At 47.3% G+C, this 2613-nt stretch carries 3 protein-coding genes; all 3 read right to left on the minus strand.

What is annotated here, in order from left to right; translation table 11 throughout:
* Nucleotides 1-63: 63 nt before the first annotated feature.
* A complete protein-coding gene (tnpC, locus tag FZC40_RS16820; protein ID WP_148606496.1) occupies nucleotides 64-1686 on the minus strand; it encodes an IS66 family transposase in 1623 nt (540 codons plus the stop codon).
* A 139-nt stretch (nucleotides 1687-1825) separates the two neighbouring features.
* On the minus strand, nucleotides 1826-2200 hold the full coding sequence (tnpB, locus tag FZC40_RS16825) for an IS66 family insertion sequence element accessory protein TnpB (protein ID WP_148606498.1): 375 nt from the start codon (nucleotides 2198-2200) through the stop codon (nucleotides 1826-1828).
* Nucleotides 2197-2526 carry an IS66 family insertion sequence element accessory protein TnpA gene (gene tnpA, locus FZC40_RS16830; protein WP_148606501.1) on the minus strand — a complete coding sequence of 110 codons (330 nt, stop codon included), beginning with the start codon at nucleotides 2524-2526 and terminating at the stop codon, nucleotides 2197-2199. The genes tnpB and tnpA overlap by 4 nt, the downstream gene beginning before the upstream one ends.
* Between the last annotated feature and the right edge of the window lie 87 nt (nucleotides 2527-2613).

A 2613-nucleotide genomic window follows, 5' to 3' on the forward strand; every position in this document is an offset into this window, starting at 1 on the left:
GTAAGTGCCTCAAAAGATGGCGTATAGCAAGTTCAATCCAAACCTGCTATACTGAGCACATCATTATTTGAGGCACTTTTTGTAGTTATGCTTGAGTCTGCAAACCTCGGGCAATTCCTGAGACCATGGCAGGTATTTTTCAAGTACTTCCGGCTGCAGCAAATAGTCGCTGTTGGGGATTTCGGTCAGAAGGTAATTCAGATATTCGTAGACATTAAGCTCGTTTGCCCGGGCGGATTCCACCAGTGTGTAGAGAACCGCATTGGCGGTTGCACCTTTGGGCGAATCGGCAAAAAGCCAGGCGCGTCGTCCTGTCGCAAAAGGTTTGATGCTGGCCTCACAGAGATTATTGGAGATGGGAAGGCGTCCGTCTTCCAGGAAGGTTTCCAGATATTTCTTCTGGTTTCTGGAGTAGGTCAGGGCCGTGGTCAACTTTTCATTTGTCGTTGGGATCGCGACAGTTTCGTCAACCCACGACCAAAAGGCATCAAGGATGAGGCGTGACCTATCCAGACGCTTTTCTCTGATCTCCTCATAGGAAAGATCCTTTATTTCATTCTCAACTTTAAAAAGCAGGTCGATGTACGCTCGTCCTTCGGCGCCCTTTGAACCCGGGATTTCTTTCCCATTGCTGGTCAGGGGAATGCTATCGATATAATATCTGCGACAGTGTGACCAACATAAATTGCGCCGGATATTCTCGACTTTTTCATAAGCGGAATACGCATCGGTCGTTAAATATCCATGGAACCCGGAAAGCAGCTGCCTAGCGATCTCCCCTTTGCGACTGGGGGAGTAATGGAAGAACACGGCTCGGATTGTCTCACATGCCGCACTGCGGATTACCCACATATAGGATTCGCTGTTGGCTTTCCTGCCTTCCTCCCGGTTGCACTGAATCCGTGTCTCATCCATATGAAGCACCTCACAGGAAAGCAGTTCGGCATGAATGCGTTCATAAACCGGTGTCAGCCATTCTTCGCTGCAGCGGTTTGTCCAGTTGGCCATGTTTGACCGCGATAGAATGAGCCCCAACCGGTACCAGTCTTTTTCCTGACGGGCAAAGGGCATGCCCATGGCAAACTTCTGGTACATGACCTGGGCCACCAGTGACGGCGTGGCAATGGAATGCGGGAGTACCGGCACCGGTACGGCGGCTTTCTGAAAATGATCCTTGGGATTCTCACTGCCTTCTTTGCCGCACTGGGTGCATTTTGCAATCTGCTGGACAATTTGTTTCACCTTTAGTTTTGGCGGTTCATAGGTCACTTCGGTTCGGACGATCCGTTTCCCAATAACCGTCAGTTCCCCGCCGCATTTAAGGCAGGTCTCATCAAGTGGTATAATATATTCTTCAATCTCCTTCAGGAGACCGGCAAGCATTTCCTGACGAACTCCGGGTTGACGGGCTTTCCTGGCATGACTGGGGACGGTTATTTTTTGCTGTTCGCTGAACAGTTCTTTCGCAAGCTCCTGTGTTGTTTCAAACAGGGACAGTTGTCCATCCAGGTTTTTCGATGTTTCGGTGGAGGCACCAAACAGTTTCTTTCTGGCCTGCAGAAGCGCCTGCACCATATTTTCAATTCGGATATTCTGTTTGGTAATAATTTCGTCTTTGGCAGCAATTTCTTCTTTCTGCTTTTCCACCAGCGCCCGTAATATCAGCAGTTCTTCCTGTCCCGTCATTGGTATCCATTCCTTTGCTTTTTATTGGTACTATTATACCATTTTTAGCTTCTGAATGCTACAATTATTAGTAACAAAGCACCTCGAAAAAGCCGTTTTAAAGCCATTATCAAAATTTTCGCACGCTGTTTTGAAACAGTTAATAACAGCTGTTCTCAATCGTCATCGTTACCGGCTGAAGGGCTTTTTTCTGCTCAATTTCAAGCCCCTGAAGCAGCCACTGAACTTGCTGGCCGTTTATTTCTTTGACTTCCGAAGGGCTTTTCGGCCACTGAAATTTCATCCCGTTGAGCAGCTTCTTGCTGGCTAGAATGAAGCCGTTGCCGTCGTAACGCAAAACCTTAAGAGCGTTTCTTTTCCGGTTGCAGAAGATAAAGGCACATTTGTCAGAGAATGGATCCAGCTTGAACTCCGTATTAACAACGACGGCCAGACCATCCATCTGCTTTCTGAAGTCAGTGGCTCCACACGCAATATAGATATGGGTTGTATTTTTGATAAACAGATCCATCATGACTGCGAAAACTGCCGGATGAACTGCGTTGCGAGTGAGATATCATTTGGATTGGATAGGATCAGCTCAAAACCCTGCCACTTGATGGTAAGCCCCGCCTCTGTTCTTCTTTCTCCTGAAGCTGGTGGCATTTCTAGTTTTGCAAACAGCGATGTTTCCGTGTCTTTCTCCACCGGCTCCATTTTCGCTTTCCGTATCCGCTGTTTCCAATAATAGAAGGTATGCTTGGCAATCTGATTCTTTGAGCACCAGGCTTCTACCGTCATTCCGCTGGACGCCTGTTCCTGGAATCGATCTTCCCAAAGTATTCTTTTTGATTCATCCATTGTATGTTGACCTCCTGAATATTCTTTCAGATTAGTCTACAATAATTCTTTGCGTTTTGCACTACGCCATCTTTTGAGGCACTTACT

Source organism: Acetobacterium tundrae (assembly GCF_008086615.1).
Taxonomy (GTDB): Bacteria; Bacillota; Clostridia; order Eubacteriales; family Eubacteriaceae; genus Acetobacterium; species Acetobacterium tundrae.

Bases quoted from the DNA above. Each gene is read 5' to 3' on its own strand.
- tnpA (WP_148606501.1), bottom strand. From the start codon at position 2,526: ATGGATGAATCAAAAAGAATACTTTGGGAAGATCGATTCCAGGAACAG.
- tnpB (WP_148606498.1), bottom strand. From the start codon at position 2,200: ATGATGGATCTGTTTATCAAAAATACAACCCATATCTATATTGCGTGT.
- tnpC (WP_148606496.1), bottom strand. From the start codon at position 1,686: ATGACGGGACAGGAAGAACTGCTGATATTACGGGCGCTGGTGGAAAAG.